Origin of the sequence: Paenibacillus qinlingensis, assembly GCF_013204845.1 — a bacterium.
GTDB classification, from domain to species: Bacteria; Bacillota; Bacilli; order Paenibacillales; family NBRC-103111; genus Paenibacillus_E; species Paenibacillus_E qinlingensis.
This window is the reverse complement of record NZ_JABMKY010000026.1, coordinates 65448-82266: the sequence shown is the minus strand read 5'-3', so window position 1 is coordinate 82266 and position 16819 is coordinate 65448. Positions and strand designations below refer to the sequence as shown.

13 protein-coding genes and 1 pseudogene are annotated in these 16819 nt (G+C 44.4%); 10 read left to right on the top strand and 4 right to left on the bottom strand.

Going from position 1 to position 16819, the window contains the following annotated elements; translation table 11 throughout:
• A complete protein-coding gene (locus HQN88_RS31040) occupies positions 1 to 828 on the bottom strand; it encodes an AraC family transcriptional regulator (protein ID WP_173119584.1) in 828 nt (275 codons plus the stop codon).
• 132 nt (positions 829 to 960) lie between these two features.
• On the opposite strand from HQN88_RS31040, the gene HQN88_RS31035 reads away from it, so the two are divergent.
• The 4 genes from HQN88_RS31035 (at position 961) to HQN88_RS31020 (ending at position 3990) form a co-directional block, all read left to right on the top strand.
• Positions 961 to 1791, top strand: a complete 831-nt coding sequence (locus HQN88_RS31035) for a phytanoyl-CoA dioxygenase family protein (protein ID WP_246320550.1) — start codon at positions 961 to 963, stop codon at positions 1789 to 1791.
• A 13-nt stretch (positions 1792 to 1804) separates the two neighbouring features.
• On the top strand, positions 1805 to 1993 hold the full coding sequence (locus HQN88_RS31030; protein WP_173119487.1) for a hypothetical protein: 189 nt from the start codon (positions 1805 to 1807) through the stop codon (positions 1991 to 1993).
• Between the two features lie 172 nt (positions 1994 to 2165).
• Entirely contained in the window at positions 2166 to 2996 is an 831-nt protein-coding gene (locus HQN88_RS38505) for an AraC family transcriptional regulator (RefSeq protein ID WP_173119582.1), read from the top strand.
• A gap of 121 nt (positions 2997 to 3117) precedes the next feature.
• A complete protein-coding gene (locus HQN88_RS31020; RefSeq protein ID WP_173119580.1) occupies positions 3118 to 3990 on the top strand; it encodes a phytanoyl-CoA dioxygenase family protein in 873 nt (290 codons plus the stop codon).
• Positions 3991 to 4090: 100 nt separating this feature from the next.
• Here the strand turns inward: HQN88_RS31020 and HQN88_RS31015 are convergent, their stop codons facing one another.
• A complete protein-coding gene (locus tag HQN88_RS31015) occupies positions 4091 to 4981 on the bottom strand; it encodes an AraC family transcriptional regulator (RefSeq protein ID WP_173119578.1) in 891 nt (296 codons plus the stop codon).
• A gap of 114 nt (positions 4982 to 5095) precedes the next feature.
• Here HQN88_RS31015 and HQN88_RS31010 point away from each other — a divergent pair, with 114 nt between their 5' ends.
• Together HQN88_RS31010 and HQN88_RS31005 are read left to right on the top strand one after the other, a co-directional pair.
• The gene (locus HQN88_RS31010; protein WP_420794172.1) at positions 5096 to 8434 is read left to right on the top strand and encodes a DUF5107 domain-containing protein; all 3339 of its coding nucleotides are present in this window, start codon (positions 5096 to 5098) and stop codon (positions 8432 to 8434) included.
• Entirely contained in the window at positions 8434 to 9381 is a 948-nt protein-coding gene (locus HQN88_RS31005; protein WP_173119574.1) for an aldose epimerase family protein, read from the top strand. The genes HQN88_RS31010 and HQN88_RS31005 overlap by 1 nt, the downstream gene beginning before the upstream one ends.
• 186 nt (positions 9382 to 9567) lie before the next feature.
• Here the strand turns inward: HQN88_RS31005 and HQN88_RS31000 are convergent, their stop codons facing one another.
• Positions 9568 to 10788, bottom strand: coding sequence for an amidohydrolase (locus tag HQN88_RS31000; protein WP_173119634.1), 1221 nt, complete (start codon positions 10786 to 10788; stop codon positions 9568 to 9570).
• Positions 10789 to 10882: 94 nt separating this feature from the next.
• Between HQN88_RS31000 and HQN88_RS37925 the strand changes: the two are divergent.
• A pseudogene (locus tag HQN88_RS37925) lies at positions 10883 to 11080 on the top strand (glycoside hydrolase family 30 protein); the annotation flags it as partial.
• 98 nt (positions 11081 to 11178) lie between these two features.
• On the opposite strand, the gene HQN88_RS30995 reads toward HQN88_RS37925, so the two are convergent.
• Entirely contained in the window at positions 11179 to 12693 is a 1515-nt protein-coding gene (locus HQN88_RS30995; RefSeq protein ID WP_173119572.1) for a methyl-accepting chemotaxis protein, read from the bottom strand.
• Positions 12694 to 13015: 322 nt separating this feature from the next.
• Between HQN88_RS30995 and HQN88_RS30990 the strand changes: the two genes are divergently transcribed.
• The 3 genes from HQN88_RS30990 to HQN88_RS30980 all read left to right on the top strand — a co-directional run bounded on the left by HQN88_RS30990 (position 13016) and on the right by HQN88_RS30980 (position 16819).
• The gene (locus HQN88_RS30990) at positions 13016 to 13681 is read left to right on the top strand and encodes a GntR family transcriptional regulator (protein WP_173119570.1); all 666 of its coding nucleotides are present in this window, start codon (positions 13016 to 13018) and stop codon (positions 13679 to 13681) included.
• Positions 13682 to 13732: 51 nt separating this feature from the next.
• Positions 13733 to 14830, top strand: coding sequence for a mandelate racemase/muconate lactonizing enzyme family protein (locus HQN88_RS30985; protein WP_173119568.1), 1098 nt, complete (start codon positions 13733 to 13735; stop codon positions 14828 to 14830).
• A 354-nt stretch (positions 14831 to 15184) separates the two neighbouring features.
• Positions 15185 to 16819: a type 2 periplasmic-binding domain-containing protein gene (locus HQN88_RS30980; protein WP_173119566.1), complete on the top strand. Its 1635-nt coding sequence runs from the start codon at positions 15185 to 15187 to the stop codon at positions 16817 to 16819.

The following is a 16819-nucleotide window of genomic DNA, read 5'->3' as shown; positions in this document are numbered from 1 at the left end:
TTACTCGGACTTTTCAGTACCCATTAATTTCAGCTTGCGGAATGTGCTAGGGGATTGATCGAATGCTTTCTTAAACAGCTTGGAAAAATGGAATTCATCATAAAAATGCAGCTTAGCTGCAATTTCTTTCAACGATAAGCTAGTAGTTTCGAGAGCAACTCTCGCAGCTGCTAGCTTTAGTTTTAGTAGATAGTCAGTGGGAGACAAGCCTGTCACTGCACGGAATCGGGTGAAGAAGGTCGTACGCGACCAGCCACATAGCTGGAGCAGATCTTCTATCCGAATTTGTTTGTCCAAATTTCGATGGATGTAGATGAGAATTTGGTTAAGCTCGGTGTGGTGAGAAATGGCAACCAAGGCGTGTTCTCTAGAAAACAAGAGTAACAATTCTTGCAGCGAGATATTTGACGCATATTCGTAGCCAAGGGGCTGAGCGATTAAACCGTCAATCATTCGTTCGCACAGTTGCATGGCTTCTGCCATTTTACCGGTAGAGATAACTTCTCTTATTGGAATCTGTAGATAGCGGGTCATGTCTAATTGGCTGAAATCTAAAAAGTAAAACTTCCAATCATTATTCAGACATTTGTACATGGCAGGGATGAAGTCTTCCACGAAGAAAAAGGTGTTTTTATCCAGCTCATACGTCTGATTAGCCAGTGTAATACTGCCCTTCCCATCAAAAGTAAGGAATAGTCCTGGCAAATCAAAGCCTTCCCTTTTCGTTACTTCATAGCTATTGTCAGCATGCACCATCCAGATCGAGTGAAAGACGGGGAGAGGGACATCTCTCTTTTCTAATTTATAAGGAATGTTGATAAAGGTCATGGTAGGATCCCTCGCTTTAGGCGTTGTTATTGTACGATTATACATGAAATGATAACGCTAATCCATGGTTGAAATCAGCTGTGCGGCCTATACTTAGACTATAAGTAAGCAAGAAAACACGGAGGAGTGTGGATGAAGATGATGGTGAAAGTCGGTAACCGCGAATTAGAGATGCATGGGCAGCATTTAGAGGAACTTAGAAGCTCAAATGATATTTTTCATGATATTGGAGCATTACGTGAGCGAATGGAAGAGGACGGGTACTTACTCATTCGCGGATTTCATAATCGGGACAAGGTGTTAGAAGCTCGTACAAGCATTTTGGAAAAAATGGCGCAGATGGGCAAGCTCAATCGCGACACTCAGCTTGAGGAGGGTGTGATGGCTGATGGCAGCAAAACCATTTTCATGGGTGGGACGAATGAAGATTTGCCTGCACTCTTGAATGTATTGAATGGCGATCATATCATGCGCTTCTTTGATGAATTTCTTGGTGATCAATCATTAACTTACCATTACAAATGGCTGAGAGCTGTAGGGAAAGGTGATTTCACCGGGGCGCATTATGATATCGTTTACATGGGTAGAGGAACTCATAATGTGTATACGGTCTGGTCCCCGCTTGGCGATGTACCTTATGACATGGGGGGGCTAGCTATCTGCCTCGGCTCACACCGTTTCGAGTCATTGAAAGCGTCCTATGGCTCCAAGGATTCTGATCGTGATGGGGTTAATCACTATACGGATGATCCGCTGTTCATTACGGAGAAGTTTGGCGGTAAATGGGCAACAACGGAATTTCAGGCAGGCGATGTGCTCATCTTTGGCATGTTCTTGATGCATTGTTCCCTTGAAAATACGACGAATCAGTACCGGATTAGTGTAGATGCGAGGTATCAGTCGGCGAATGAGAAGGTAGATGAAAGATGGAGCGGGAAAAAGCCAAGGGGCCATTCTAAATAAGGGGAATGCAGCCATGGAGATTCGATTAATCAAATCGTTGTGGGGAATGGAAGGATCGACGTATCAAGAAGCGCGAGTCGGCTATGCGCAAGGTCCTCAAGTCCCGCATCCTGGAGCCCCCTTTACGAATGAGCCTGTGAGTGATTTATGGGAGACGTGTCGGTGGATGGCTGATCGGCTTCGTGAAACATATAGGGAATGAGCTTATAAGAATGGCTGCTGATAAAAGGCAGACCATTCTTTTTTCGTTTCTTGACAGATTAGCAATTTAAGGTTAGTAGTTTAGTAAGAGATATATTGCATTACAACATGGTTTATTGCTTCTAATTCAACCACTCTAGCACAAGAGCGCTTAACGTAAGGAGGCGACCTAAGTGAAATTTAGTGTCATAGACGGTAATAATAGTGGGAAAGCATTATGCGAGATTGGCTGGAATTGGCGTACTGCCCCTCTTCAAGATTATGACCTGTGGTGTGCCTTAGCAGGCAAAGGTACAATGCGTATTAATGGGATTTCATACCCAATTCAGAAAGGTGCCTGTTTCCTAGTACATCCCGGCGACCAACCCGAAGCTGATCAAGACCCCGAGAATAGACTGACGGTTGTTTTTATTCATTTTAGATTAGAGAAAGATCTAGCTCCATACACAGAGGAACTGCTACCTGAGCGAGTTATTTATCTAGAGGAAGTTTATGAGCTTGAGCAACAGTTAAATCAGGTACTTGAAACGAAGTTCAAGAGGGATGAATGGACAGCTCAGGAGTTTGACTGTTTAATGAAGCAACTTTTCATGAAATTGTACCGTAGTCGAAAGCAGTCTCAAGAGCTAATTTCTACCTCGGTTTCCAAAAAACAACGTCAGGTTATAACACAGGTTATGCGTCGTATTCAAGAGGACAATGGGCGGAGCAGGCCCTACGAGGAGCTTGCGCAGTTAGTAGGATTAACACCTGAGTATTTGTCTAAAATATTCAAGCAGTGCACGGGGATCTCAGTGAAAGAATATATCACGCGTATTCGATTGCAGCGCGCCAAATATTTACTTTCACAAACCTCCATGAATGTGTCTCAAGTGTCCGATGCCCTTGGCTATTCCTCGATATTTTTGTTTAGCAAGCAGTTTAAGCAGCACTATGGTCTCCCGCCCTCAAACTTTAAGTTTGACGGTGTTCAACCTAGATTACATGGAGAGAAGAAATTATAAAAAAGCGGTTTAAGTACAAAGAATTACTGGCTTGAGCCATGTTCATTCGAATCCCTCCTACGCTAGAATAAAGCTAGATACAATGACATTTTATCCAAGCTTGAAGAGGGGGGCTGCACACATGTCAACGAAAGAACAGAAGACGCTATATGCTTATGAAAATGAGGAAGAGCGTCAGCTGGCTCATACTATCGCTAATACTTTGTATCGTTATGATCAAGTCGAAGACAATCGTATCTCGACGTTGAGTGATTTGACAGAAGAGCATGTGAAGCAATTTTGGGCACGCGGCTATCTTGTAGTGGAGCAAGCCTTATCCATAGAAGAAGTAAACACGTCGCTGGAAGCGGTCATGGATATTCTCTCAGGTGCATCTACCGGCACTAAGATTCAATTCGTCAAGCCACGTAATGAGTTGACAACGTTAGAAGAGATTGAGCTAGCCGCTCGTAAGCTCAGTGATTATATCGATCATGAACCGCGTCTACGCGACATCGCTTATCACCCATCAATCATGGAAGCATTGGGCAAGCTCTTCGGCGAAGAAGCCAAGGTTGCTCAAGATCAAGCAATTCTCAAGCCGCCAACAGGCGGCGCCGAGAAGCCTTGGCATCAAGACATGGCTTATGGTCCGCTTGCCTATGACAAAGCTGTTATTGGCTTATGGACTGCGCTTGATCCTGCTGAATTAGATAATGGCTGTATGCATGTAATCCCATATTCACATCGTGAGGGCGGTGCACCACACTATGCTGTCCGTGACTGGCAGCTCTGCGACAGATCTGTGCAAGTCGATCATGATGTTGCTGTTCCGCTACAACCAGGAGGGGTCTTGATCTTTCACGGGCTGCTTCATCACGGAACACCACCGAATTTCTCTGCAAAGAGACGGCGTGCTCTACAAGTTCACTATGCACCTATTTCCGCAAGCAAGCTTACACCGAAGGAATATAAACGGATGTTTACGAATGAAATGACAGGGGCAGAGTGTTAGGAACGAAAACATTAATGAACCCATCGAACTCTTAGTTGAGTTGGATGGGTTCATTTTGTTAATTCGGGGGATGCCAGGACAAAATCATTTCATCCAATTATTACCCTTTTGGAACGTTTCGAAAAGTGCTAGGAGCAGAACCGGTTATCTTCTTAAATAATCTCGAGAAATAGTAGGGATCCGAAATACCGATGGTTGCGGCAACCTCTTTGATGGAAAGAGACGTTAAACTGAGCATTTGAGCCGCTTTTTGAATTTTCATTCGCAAAAAGTATTCAATTGGTGGAATCCCTGTTACCTCGTTGAATAATAAAATTAAATGTTGTCTGGATAAACCTGTGTGTTTGGCCAATTCAGGGAGCCTAATGGCATCTTCTAAGTGATCATTCATGTATTGGATGGCCACTTCTAGATATTGCTCTCTTTTTCTGTCTCTAGCTGTACCTCCCACGCTAATACCGATGCTGCTAATGAGTTGCCGGATAGACTGGGAAACGTGTGTGTGGATAGGTAATGAGTAGGTTTTATCAGAAAGCAGGTAGTAACATGTATCAAAAACATCCTTATATTCGGTCATTGCGCCGATGGGTAAATGTAGGGGACCCGTATCCATCCCGTACATCTGTATAAAAGCCGCTGTATGGTTGCCTTGGAGATGAAACCAGTAAATACTCCATGGTGCATGGGTAGAGGCACCATATCGATGTGGTGTGTGGGCAGGTATGACGGCTAGGTGATTTGGAGTCAAGGTGAATGCAGCTTGTTGCCCTACTTCAATCCAGCCTTCTCCTTCTGAGCAAAAGATGACAATATGGGAGCTGCTGCCCTCAGGACGTTCCCGATAATGATGACGGGCATGCGGGAAGAAGCCAATATCACTAACGAATAAATCTCGCGTCAGCTCGGAGCGGGAGAGTTCCGTCTGCATATATTCTGGAAGGATGAACAATTTCTCTTCTTCGAACCCTTCTGGCTTTCTAGTCATATCCATTTGTATGGCCTCCCTTTTAATAATAAGAATATAATCCATTACATTAAGCATTTTGTCAATTGGCTGTTGCCAGCATCCGAGGTAAAGTAGAGACAATCGAATAAGGGAGTGATGATGTTGAGTCAGAAAGTTCGCATATGGGAAGAAGAGACGTCGATCCCGACGTATGGCATTGGTGAGCCTGATCGCAATCCGATGTTCCTGGAGAAACGTGTTTATCAAGGAAGCTCTGGTAAGGTATATCCGCATCCCGTTATTGATAAAATTGAAGACGAGAAGAAGCCCCAGTCGTATCGTATGGTGATCTTGGAAAACGAGTATGTTCGCATCGAGATTATGCCTGAGCTTGGCGGACGCATTTACCGTGCGTTGGACAAAACGAACGACTATGACTTCGTTTATTATAATCGTGTCATTAAACCAGCCTTGGTTGGCCTTGCAGGGCCTTGGATTTCCGGTGGCATCGAATTCAATTGGCCGCAGCATCACCGTCCGAATACGTACGGTCCAGTTGAATATAAACTTACCGAGCAAGAAGACGGAAGCGCTACCGTATGGGTGAGTGAGATCGACCGCATGTACGGCACGAAAGTGACGGCAGGTTTCACTTTGTATCCGGGCAAAGCCTACCTAGAAATTTCTGCGCAGTTATATAATCGCACATCCGAACCACAAACGTTCTTGTGGTGGGCGAACCCCGCGGTCGCGGTTAATGACAATACGCAATCTGTATTTCCGCCAGATGTAACGGCTGTCTTTGACCATGGTAAACGTGACGTCTCCAGGTTCCCTATTGCAACTGGAACGTACTACAAAATGGATTATTCGGCTGGCGTAGATATATCTCGCTATAAGAACATTCCCGTTCCTACTTCGTATATGGCCTACAAATCCGATTACAATTTCGTTGGCGGTTATGATCATGGAGTTGGAGCAGGTTTGTTGCACGTAGCCAATCATCATGTTTCACCTGGAAAGAAACAATGGACATGGGGAAATGGCGAATTCGGGCAAGCGTGGGATCGCAACTTGACGGATGAAGACGGACCTTACATTGAACTCATGACTGGTGTTTACACAGACAACCAACCGGACTTCACGTGGCTGCAACCTTATGAGGAAAAATCGTTCAAGCAATATTTCATGCCTTACAAAAATATTTGCGTCGTTAAAAATGCTTCGATCGATGCTGCCGTCAACTTAGAAGTTGACGAGAAGACGCGTGAAGTGGTCGTATTGGCCTACGCAACTTCCGTATTTGATGGCGCTGTTGTTGAGTTGAAAGGTCGCAACCGAACGTATTTGAAGGAGATTGTGAAGCTCTCTCCAACTGAAACATTGAAGTCAGTCCTTACATTGGATGAAAACGACCAAGCACATGACTTGAAACTGACTGTCAGGGATGCAACGGGGATACTGCTCATTGCTTACCAGCCTGCGAAGCCTTCCATTGAGCAAGTGCCGGATGCCGCTAAACCACTGCTGGAGCCTGCGGAGTTGAAAACGAATGAGCAGTTATATTTTGCTGGCCTGCATTTAGAACAATATCGTCACGCTACCTTCGAGCCAGAGGATTACTATGTAGAAGGCCTAAAGCGCGACCCAAGCGATAGCCGTATTAATGTCGCTTACGGTACACTCTTACTGCGTCGTGGGCTGTTCTCCCAGGCGGAGGAACACTTCCGGACGGCGATCAAGTCGCTTACTTGGCGCAATCCAAATCCATATGATAGTGAAGCGCTCTATCAATTAGGCGTAGCACTTAAAGAGCAGGGACGTAAGGAAGAAGCATTCGCTGCTCTCTACAAATCGACATGGTCGGCGAATTGGCAAGATGCGGGGTTCTTCACCTTGGCACAAATTGCTTGTGAGAAGGGTTCGTATAGTGAAGCGTTGGAATTGGTTGAGCGCTCACAGGTCCGCAATTCACGCAATTACAAAGCTCGTCACCTGAAAGCTGCACTTCTTCGGAAGTTGGGACAATTGCAGGAAGCGGTTGTCTTCTCACAGGAGACACTTGCTCTTGATATCGCTGATTTTGGAGCGGCCAACGAACGCTACCTTACGCTTGCAAGCCAAGGAGAGCAGGATCTTGCTATTGAAGCATTATCGGAACTGACTCGCCTCATGCGCGGGGATGCGCATAATTATTTGAACCTGGCATCGGATTATGCGAATTGCGGTTTGTTCGAGGAAGCCATCGAATTGCTTGGGCGAATTGTCCAAGGTCACGATTCCTCCAAAGTGAACCCGATGGTCCATTACACATTAAGCTTTCTTTATGAGAAAGCAGGGCATTCGGAACTGGCTAGTATTCACAGGAATGAGGGGAATAACGCAACTTCGGATTACTGTTTCCCGAATAATTTATTCGATCTGCAAGTGCTGACAAGCGTTATTTCGGCGGATACTGATGACGATGATAAAGCACATTATTATCTAGGCAATTGGTGTTACGATAAAAAAAGGCACGAGGATGCCATCCTACACTGGGAAGCGTCACGCTCAATTGGCGAAGATTTCGCGACGGTACATCGCAACCTGTCTCTCGCGTATTATAACAAACGAGGGGATTCGGCAGCGGCTCTTATCGCCATGGAGAGAGCTTTTGCTTGCAATCAAGATGATGCACGCGTCTTCTATGAACTGGATCAATTGTATAAGAAGCTTAGTTACAGCGCTGCGATTCGTTGCGCGAAGCTAGAGGAACACCAAGATTTAGTGAACAAACGCGACGACCTTTACGTGGAGTATGTTACTCTCCTGAATGCGCAAGGTTTTCATGATAAAGCCGTTCAAGCTATTCAAGCACGCAACTTCCATCCTTGGGAAGGTGGCGAGGGCAAAGTAACGGGTCAGCATGTATGTGCCCATGTTGAGCTTGCGAAGGCTGCATTAGCCGATAATCGCTATGAAGCAGCAGTATCATTTTTACATGAAGCGCTTATTTATCCTGAGAATCTGGGTGAAGGTAAACTGTCTGGTGCGCAAGAAAATAATGTGTACTATTATCTTGGACTCGCTCATGAGGGTTTGAACCAAACGCAGCAAGCACAGGAATGTTTCGAAATCGCTTCACAGGGACTAGAGGAGCCAGCTAGTGCCATGTATTACAACGATCAACCGCCCGATATGATCTTCTATCAAGGAATGGCTTGGCTTGCACGAGGGAACGAAAAGGAAGCGAAGCGTCGTTTCAATAAGCTAATAGATTACGCTGAGAAACACGTGTTCGACGAAGTGAAATTTGACTACTTCGCGGTTTCCTTACCTGACTTCTTGGTTTTCGAGGATAATTTGAATGTACGCAATGAAGTTCACTGTCTATATATGATGGGACTGGGGCACCTCGGACTGGGTAACCTGGCAATGGCTAGAGAGCAGTTCGATAAAGCCCTGAATCTAGAGGCTAATCATGCAGGGGCACGTATTCATCGAGGTATGAGTCATTGATGAAAGAGACTAAGACTAGCATAACAACGGGAACCTATAAAGGATTCTTATCCATCACCATTGAAAATGAGCAAATCCGATTGGAGATTGTACCAAGTCTCGGTGGGAAGTTGGTTTCAATCCTTTACAAGCCTAGTGGTAAAGAGTGGCTGATGGATTCAGGCGCGAGACCCTTAAGTCAGCCTGTATACGGCTCCTCCTTTGGCGAGTGGGATATGAGTGGTTGGGATGAATGTTTTCCGACGATTAATGCTTGTCAATTGGAGAAGAACATTCATCTGCCCGACCATGGCGAAATTTGGTCGATTCCTTGGACGTATAGAGTCGAAGAGAATGAGGTTGTGTGTTCGGTAGAAAGTCCATTGCACCCGTATCGGTTTACAAGAAGCCTCTCTTTTCATTCGGCAACTAAAGTAAGGATGAATTACAGAGTTGATAATACGAGTGATCAGCCTATGCCGTTCTTGTGGGTGCCTCACCCGCAGTTCACTGTTACAGAGCCAACTCGTATTCTTCTCCCCGAATCGATGACAAAAATGCTTTGCGTGTTTGAAGGTCATAAGCTGAAGAATGGGGAAGCGTATGCTTGGGATGATGTCTCTCAGATTTCCCCCGCGGTTACCGGGGACGGAAGAAAGTTTTATTACGAGGGGCAAGTGCCCGTAAGTTGGTCTGGTTTATACAGTCAGGAAAGTGAAAACTTCCTGATCATATCGGTTCCCAAAGAGAAGGTTCCTTATCTAGGGGTATGGGTGGATGAAGGGATGTTCAATGATCGCGTTACTTGTGCATTGGAGCCTAGTATTGGCTATTATGATTCACTTGATCGGGCCGTAAGCAATGGATCTGCACAAGTAGTACCGGCAGATGCATCATTTGAATGGTATTTAGATCTTTCAATTGGTGCAGGAGATTGGCGTGAAGTTATTAACAAGTTACTGAGTTAATTTGCGGATAGTCTCAAAAAAACACGATAACCCCAAATAGGGGTTATCGTGTTTTTTTTTGAATGATGGGGATGTGGTAGCCCCAATTTAGGGAACTACTCTGGGAGATTTTCTTAATATTAAAATGATTAGTTATATTAATATATCAATTTTTTTGCGATTTGAGTTGTCATCGTTCAGATAAATTCACAGAGTTCCGCTTACGAGCGATCCCTTGTACCAAACGGCTTGACGCTTCGTTCTTCGCGCTACGGCTTCTGCCGAGCAGCTGGCAGGCAGGAGAACAAAGCTTGCGGTGTCACCAACTTTAGGCCATACTTGTTCACCTTTGTGGTCGAGCGGTGTGATCCCGCCGGTAATGAAGCCAAGGGATTGAGATAGAGATAACTCATCGTTATACCCATAAAGTTCTGCGAACCGTCCGGCTCTCTCCAACTGATCGCCACTTCCAAAAGGAGACCAGTGATCCGTCAAGCTGTCTGTTGCTAATTTCACATGAACACCCTTGCTGTGCAGCATAGGGAGAGGCATTGTTGATTTCCCGATGGGCACTGTCGAGGCAATAGACATGCCCAAAGATGACATCCTTGCAGCTACTTCTTCGGATTCCTGCTTAGAAGCACTAGCAAACCAAAATGCATGGCTAACCGTCACTTTGCCTTGTAAGCCGGCTTCTTCTGTCAAATTAGCCAGCCGTAGCAAAGTTTGCTTCCCGGCTTCATTGCCATCATGCAAGTGCAGATCGATGCCGGCATTGTTCATAACTGCTAACTCTACCATGGTGTGCAATGATTTTTCAATATCGCCATCTACTGTATAGGGATCTACCCCGCCAACAAGGGTCGCTCCTTCTGCTAAAGATTGCTTTACGAGCCCAACAGAATCTGATCGAAGCAGTCCATGCTGTGGGAAAGCAACGATTTCAGAGGATATTTTACCAGAGAACGTCTCTAAAGCTAGCTTGGTCGCTTCCAAACGGTGTAATCCACTGATGGGTTCGATGTTACAATGGCTGCGGACATGTGTGGCACCAAACCCTTGAATAAGCGCCAGAATGCTCTCGGCTTGTTGTCTTGCCATAGGAAGCAGTTTGGGCAAAAGTAGTTCTTCTTCTTCAATCCGCTCGAAAATGCTGGAGACTTTGTTGACCGCTTTCCACGGCCCGTCATAATATGTTTTATCTAAATGGATATGCGCCTCCTCGAAAGAGGGCAGCAGCAGGGATTCCTTACAATCGTACTTGGGAAGATGCCCTTGAGGCTCCAATTCCGATCCGATCACTTCAGCTATAGCGTCACCGTCAATCCTAATATGATAAATCTTCGTAGACGTACCAACGACTTGTCCCTCTTCTTTGGCATAGCCCTGCTCTAATCTCACATTCGTTAACCAATAGGCAGCATTCAACACGATATCCCGTCCTTCTCTCAAAATTAACGACAATTTATTTTACAATAAAGTTGGGAAACAACAAAACCTAAAATCGATGGCGTTAAAGTGTTGGAATATGATATTGGTGCCAAAAGGCAGAAGTACTTGAGGGTGGGAGCAGAATTCGATGCTCACAGTTGATCCCCAATCCCATCTGTTTGATCGAAATCCAGAATAGTATGTAATGAAACATTTTTCCCATTTTGCTATGCCAGGATCCAAGCGTATTGGGTTAAAGGGGCCTTGGACCGGAAATGCAGTAGCATTTTTAACTCAGAGTGCAGGCTGCTGCATGAAAAAGATCCTTGTTAAATGAGCCAAAAAGCTATCTCCCCAACCCGGAAGATAGCTTTTTGATCTATGGCATTATTGAGTAACCACTCGCAAGTTTTGTTCCGCTTCCTTAATACGAGACAAGTTCATACGATTGTTAACGAGCAGAGATTGCAAGGTTGCAGACAACTCCTCGAGTGTCGCAGATGCTTCCTCCGAGATTGCAGCCAAGTTGTTCGTGGAATCACTAATCGTCACGGAGGAGTTGCTAATCCGATCCATAAGCTCGCCATAATTCGTGGAAAGCACCTTAAGCATCGTGACGGAATCGGTAATGGATTCAAATGCTTGCTTCGTTTGGCCCGTAATCTCCGTGCTCTGCTGCATGCGCAGAGAGACTTGATCCATTCGGGAACGGGTTTGGCTAGACAGCGTTGTGAATTCCTTCAGTTGCTCGGATATGCGAATCGCAGATTTAGCCGTCATATCGGCCAGCTTACGAATTTCATTCGCGACGACTGCAAAACCTTTGCCATGTTCGCCGGCTCTTGCCGCCTCAATGCTGGCATTGAGAGAGAGTAGGTTCGTTTGATTAGCAATATCCTGAATTGTGTCGCTGAATTGGCTTGTTTCATCTAAACGCTCGATCAGAGAAGTTGTGTCCTGCGAAACCGCCTCAATATCTTTGGTAAAAGCTAAGAAAGTATCCGAAAGCTGCTCCATGCGGCCAAGACCTTGGTCAGAGAGCGTAGCCGCTTCTGATGTTTTTCCGAGCAAGTTATAGATCGAGTCAGACATTTCTTTAATCAGCTTATTCATATGATTCACGGACTCATTAATGGATAGTGTGGAATCGACTTGGTCTCCTGCGCCTGTTGCAATATCCTGGAAGGCATTGTTCATTTCATCAAAGGAAGAGCTGTCTTCTTCCGCTGATTGTGAGATGGATTGCAGATGCTCAGTGACCAACGTAACTTGCTTGGCCGCGATTTCGCGTTGCTCCTGTTGGAGGGCAAGGAACTGCTCCGCTTGTGTCCGGGCTTCTTCCATACTTTTGTTCATATAGCCGGTAACCTTCAAAGCTGCGAACATCAGAACGCTAATTAAGACAAAATAAATGAGATAAGTAGGTGCTGTCTGTGGATCTATTTGGAGTGCATCTTTGTGGACGACGAATTGGTAAAGTACCAGCGCAAGTCCCCATACAGCAGAGATGAGCCAAGGCAGCATTTTCATGAAAATAAGCGCCATGATCATCATGTAATAGACGGAAAAGATGTTGGTGACATCCGTTTTTCCAACCAATTGTACTGTAGTCGAAATGCCACTGGTAATGACCGCGAAATAACATAAATAATGAATAAACTTCCTGGTAAAGTGCAAATAGGCAAACGTCAACCAAATGAGTGTTTCGAATATGAGCGTAAACTTAAGACTAAAATCCATCTCTCCCGCGCCTAAGGCAAGCACACTCATATATATGAGTAAAGCGGTTGCGGTAATGGCAAGGAACACAATAAAGTTCCTTCGGATGACGTCTTGGTCACGAAGCGAAACTTGTGATTCTTGATTTGAATATTGTCTGTTGAACATGGTCGAAATACTCATTTTCATCCCCCATTTTGTATGCCGATCAATGTCGGTCTGCTCTAGGAGGGTAATTCCGCACAGCTCGGAGGAACTCCTTTTAAAATGACGCTTAGCATGCACTCAGACATCATGATAAAGAAAGATACGATTCGGAAAGCATTTTCGACCGCTTCTATCGGGTAGATAAGGCCCGTGGCTGGCTTCTTGCTCGTCTCTAAGCAAAGTTGTTTTCTAACATACACACATATGAAATGTTGGTTATCAAACGTAAAAGATAACTCTTTATTCCAAATCATAAATCGTGTATGATACATGATATAACGAAGAGAAGGTGATGGATTTGAAAAAGGGTTTAAATCGTTCTGTGATAACCGACGAAATCTATGCGTTGCTAAAGGAACAAATCATTAACCATGATATACCCTCTGGTGAAAAAATTAACATCGATCAACTAGCCCGAGATCTTGAAGTCAGTAACATCCCTATTCGTGAAGCACTCACGCGATTGATGGCAGAAGAACTGGTGTATACAGTACCTTTTAAAGGCATGTATGTCGCGCAAATTTCACTGCAAGAATTGGACGAAATGTTCGAAATTCGCAAAGAGCTGGAATCATTAGCGATTCGCAAAGCAGTTTCCCAAATTCCCGAAGCTAGATTAGTTCATCTGGATCAGGAAATGAGAAAATGGTCGACAGGCCAACCCGTTAATGATAATGAAAAAATGAATGTCATTGCAGAAATGAATCAGAGTTTGCATGGATTAATTCTCGATTATTGTGACAACCAATCGCTAAAAGGCTTGATAAACATGTATATTGATCGCATTCAAAGATACTCGTCTCTTTTTCAAAAGGGGATGGAACAGCAATTATTGCAAGACGAATGGGATGAGCACATGTTGGTCGTACGAGGTTTAGTGACAAGAGATGCAGCGATGGCGGAAGAGGCTCTGCTTAATCATTTACAGAATTCTCACCTTCGGACCAGAAGCTTTATTCAATAAGAAGCGCTTCGCTAGCCTGCTACTACATTCATTCACTAGGGAGATGTAACTATGAAAATTACAAAAGTTGAAAGCTTTGTTCTTCATGTACCGATTACCCCGCCGATTACAGACGCCATTAATGTGGCTACGCATTGGGGATTAGCCGGTGTTCGTATTTTTACAGATGAAGGCTTTATTGGATGCGGTTACACAGGTACTTGTGCCCATGGCGATGATATGATTGTGGATACGATTGATAAATATTATGCACCTCTTCTGATCGGAAAAGACCCGTTTATGGTAAGGGAGTTATGGAATGACATGCGTTTTGGCAAAATGCATTGGATTGGCCGATCCGGCGTGACGCATATGGCGCTTGCAGCTGTGGATATCGCCATTTGGGATATTATGGCGAAGGCATCGAACAAACCGCTTTGGCAGTATCTTGGTGGAGCTAAATCACAACCGATTAAAGCTTATAATACCAACGGTGGCTGGTTAAACTGGTCCAAAGACCGTTTACTTAAAGATGTAACGGAGATTGTTGAACAAGGCTTTACCGGTGTGAAAATTAAAGTGGGTAAACCCGATCCGCGTGAGGATTATGATCGTTGTAAGGCAGTTCGCAAGGCGATCGGCGATGATGTGATTTTCATGATTGACGTAAACCAACAATGGAATATTAATACGGCAATGACGTGGGGCAAGAAGCTGGAAGAGTTCGATCTGTTCTGGCTGGAAGAGCCGCTTAACCCAGATGATATCATGGGGCATAAGAAGCTAGCTGATGAACTCAATGTTCCAATTGCTTTAGGGGAGCACGTATATAACAAATATGCGTTCCGGGACTATATTCACCAAGGCGCAATCGAATATTGCCAAGTGGACGTTACCCGTGTTGGAGGCATTACAGAATGGCTGCAAGTGGCAGGTTTAGCGGCTGCATATGATGTGCCAATCTGTCCGCACGTCGGGGATATGGGCCAGATCCATCAGCATCTCGTAGCTTCTACGCAAAATGCCATCATGCTTGAGTATATCCCTTGGATTAGACATATTTTTGAAGAGCCTGCTACGGTGAAGAATGGCCACTATGTATTGCCGCAAATGCCGGGCGCTTCGACAACTATTCTTCCTAGATATTTTGACGAATATCGGATTCGCTAACAATTTCAATTCCATAAGGGATTGCATGATGTTTGGAATGCTGATTAGATAAGATGTGCTGACAAAAGGCGCTCACTCCTCATTGGGGTGAACGCCTTTTTCATATGTAGTTAGACACGTGTAAGGAGAGAGAAAGAGATTGCTCAAATACAGTTTTTAGTAGTAGTAGTAGGCACTTCTTATTCAGAATCCCCAATTCTGTCGATATAAGCAGTAATGATGATCCCTATTCGCCAAAAAGTACGATGAAATCAAAAATCGTCGATGTACATAGTAAGCTCCAAACGATTACATTTATGCCACGGGCTCGATGCCCAACTGTTTAGTAACTAAATGAACTGGGGAGTTGTAACTATGAAAAAAAGAATGCGAATCAAATGGTTACCTGTACTGGCATCAGCAATTTCGATTTCATTAATCGCAGCATGCAGCAATGATGATTCAGCTAGCACATCGAATTCTGCAAGTTCTGCGAATTCCGCTAGCACAAATAAGTCATCGGAATCGGTTAAGATAAAGGTTTGGTATCCTCTAAATGGAAATCAATCAGCCGTTATTAAAAGCATGAGTGAGATACCCATGGTCCAAGAATGGCAGAAAAAATCAAATGTCACATTTGACTGGATCCATCCTTCAGGTACGTCGACGAACGATTACATTCAACAATTAGGGGTAATGCTTGCCTCCAATGATTTGCCTGATACGATGATTATGCAATGGACCTTATTGCCCGGCGGAATTGCTAAGTTGTACAACGACGGAGCTATCATCAAGCTGAACGATTTGATTGACAAGTATGCACCTAATTTGAAGAAGATTATGGCGGAAAACCCTTCAGTAGCTAAGCAGATTAAAGCAGATAACGGGGATATATTAACGCTTCCGAACCTTACTTACGGTGAATATGGAAAATATCGAACATTTAGCGGTTTAATCATTCGTCAGGACTGGCTGGATGAGCTTGGCCTGAAATCTCCAGAAACCATTGATGAATGGGAAACCGTGCTTACAGCGTTTAAGGAAAAGAAAGGAGCACAGGCACCATTTGAGCTCAATAAAGATAGTGTCATTTCATCAAATGATTTTGCAGGCGCATTCGGTGTCGGCGGTATGAATTCCTTTTACTTAGACGGGAGCACGGTGAAATTCGGACCTATGGAGCCTGCGTTTAAGCCGTATTTATCTATCATGCAAAGTTGGTATAAGAACGGTTTAATTGATCCCGATTTTGCAACAAATGATGGCAAGACAATGACGACTAAGGTGACAACTGGAAAAGCAGGAGCATTTTACGGCTTTATCGGAGGGTCAATTGGTTCGGTTCTTCCTGCCATGCAGGCAACTGACCCTAAAGCTAATCTAACGGCTACACAATATCCTGTCTTGAAAAAAGGTGATGAGCCTAAGTTCATTCCAGCAAGCTACGAGTATTCCGGGACTGGTGTCGTCATAACGAAAGCCAATAAGCATCCTGAAGAAGCTGTTAAGGCATTTGATTATTTATTCAGCCAAGATGGGGCTATGTTGAAAAACTTCGGAATCGATGGTCAAACCTATACGAAAGTGAATGGTCAGCCTGTTTACACTGATCTCATCCTGAAGAACCCTGATAAATTGCCGATTGCTCAGGCGATGGGAAAATACTTTGCTGCAAATTTCCCTTTCGTTGGGGCTAACGACGATCGTTACAATGACCAGTATTATCAATTGCAGCAACAAAAGGATGCCGTGAAAACGTATGCCAAATATGCCAATAATGCTTATACAGTTCTAATGCCACCAGTAAGTTTGACGCCTGAAGAAAGCAAAGAAACTGGAAAAATTATGAATGATGTCAATACGTACTTAAATGAAATTGTTGTTAAGATCGTCATGGGTGCAGCAAGCGTATCTGAGTTTGACAAAGCCATTGAGCAACTTAAGAAGATGAACATCGATCGTGCGATTCAAATTCAACAAGCAGCGTTAGATCGATATAATAAACGATAA

What these genes read in the sequence shown, in the direction of transcription:
- HQN88_RS30995 (WP_173119572.1), bottom strand. Translation starts at nt 12,693, where the DNA reads ATGAGTATTTCGACCATGTTCAACAGACAATATTCAAATCAAGAATCA.
- HQN88_RS31030 (WP_173119487.1), top strand. Translation starts at nt 1,805, where the DNA reads ATGGAGATTCGATTAATCAAATCGTTGTGGGGAATGGAAGGATCGACG.
- HQN88_RS31020 (WP_173119580.1), top strand. Translation starts at nt 3,118, where the DNA reads ATGTCAACGAAAGAACAGAAGACGCTATATGCTTATGAAAATGAGGAA.
- HQN88_RS31010 (WP_420794172.1), top strand. Translation starts at nt 5,096, where the DNA reads ATGTTGAGTCAGAAAGTTCGCATATGGGAAGAAGAGACGTCGATCCCG.
- HQN88_RS31015 (WP_173119578.1), bottom strand. Translation starts at nt 4,981, where the DNA reads ATGGATATGACTAGAAAGCCAGAAGGGTTCGAAGAAGAGAAATTGTTC.
- HQN88_RS31035 (WP_246320550.1), top strand. Translation starts at nt 961, where the DNA reads ATGAAGATGATGGTGAAAGTCGGTAACCGCGAATTAGAGATGCATGGG.
- HQN88_RS30980 (WP_173119566.1), top strand. Translation starts at nt 15,185, where the DNA reads ATGAAAAAAAGAATGCGAATCAAATGGTTACCTGTACTGGCATCAGCA.
- HQN88_RS30985 (WP_173119568.1), top strand. Translation starts at nt 13,733, where the DNA reads ATGAAAATTACAAAAGTTGAAAGCTTTGTTCTTCATGTACCGATTACC.
- HQN88_RS31040 (WP_173119584.1), bottom strand. Translation starts at nt 828, where the DNA reads ATGACCTTTATCAACATTCCTTATAAATTAGAAAAGAGAGATGTCCCT.
- HQN88_RS31005 (WP_173119574.1), top strand. Translation starts at nt 8,434, where the DNA reads ATGAAAGAGACTAAGACTAGCATAACAACGGGAACCTATAAAGGATTC.